The sequence below is a fragment of the Mesorhizobium sp. SARCC-RB16n genome, assembly GCF_008520305.1.
Taxonomy (GTDB): domain Bacteria; phylum Pseudomonadota; class Alphaproteobacteria; order Rhizobiales; family Rhizobiaceae; genus Mesorhizobium.
Genome location: NZ_ML703311.1, coordinates 1 through 1040, shown reverse-complemented (window position 1 = coordinate 1040; position 1040 = coordinate 1). Strand labels below are relative to the sequence as shown.

Genomic DNA, 1040 nt, shown 5'->3' with positions numbered 1-1040 from the left:
TAGATGTTTGATCCCAGGGTTTGATGGTGCATTATTTTCCAAGCAATGGAAGGATGCGCTATGGGACAGGTTCTTCACGGCAGCGCCACAACGACAGAGGCGATCCGTCGAGCAATACAAAATAGTCAAGCGAGCCTGAGGGCGCTCTCAAAGCGCTACGGGATCAATCCCAAGACCGTTGCCAAATGGAAGAAGCGGGGCTCCGTCGCCGATCTCAAGACCGGGCCATCGGAGCCGAAGTCCACGTCCTTGTCGCCTGAGGACGAGGCAATCATCGTCGCCTTTCGCAAGCACACGCTGCTGCCCCTCGACGACTGTCTCTATGCCCTGCAGGCCACGATCCCGCATCTGACCCGCTCATCACTTCATCGCTGTCTTCAGCGCCACGGCATCTCGCGGCTGCCGGACGTGGAGGACGGCAAAGGCATCAAACGCAAATTCAAGGCCTACCCAATCGGCTACTTCCATATCGACATCGCCGAAGTCCGCACCGCGGAAGGCAAGCTCTATCTCCTCGTGGCGATCGATCGAACCTCGAAGTTCGCCTATACCGAATTGCACGTGCGCGTTCCAACCCGCGTTGCAGCCGAGTTCCTGCGGAACCTCATCAAAACTGTCCCCTACAAGATCCACACTGTTCTTACGGACAACGGCATCCACTTCACCGACCCAAGCGGTGAGAGTTGGACCGCAGCCGACATCAAGGAGAAGATCGAGCGGAAGGAACCCTTCTGGGCCCATGCCTTCGTCGCGGCCTGCGCTCGCAACAACATCGATCATCGCCTCACCAAGCCTAGGCATCCTTGGACCAATGGGCAGGTCGAGCGCATGAACCGCACCATCAAAGATGCGACCGTCAAGCGCTTCCACTACGAGAGCCACAACGAGCTGCGCAGCCATCTCACCGATTTCGTCACCGCCTACAACTTCGCTAAGCGGCTCAAAACCCTCAAAGGCCTCACACCCTACGAGTTCATCTGTAGGGCCTGGACAAAAGAGCCCGAACGATTCACCCTCAATCCGCTCCAGCAAATGCCGGG

At 57.7% G+C, this 1040-nt stretch carries 1 protein-coding gene; it reads left to right on the top strand.

Features of this window, described 5'->3' with window-relative positions; genetic code table 11:
- Nucleotides 1–60: 60 nt before the first annotated feature.
- A partial coding sequence (locus C7I87_RS34255) for an IS481 family transposase (RefSeq protein ID WP_149908356.1) occupies nucleotides 61–1040 on the top strand: 980 nt, incomplete at its 3' end.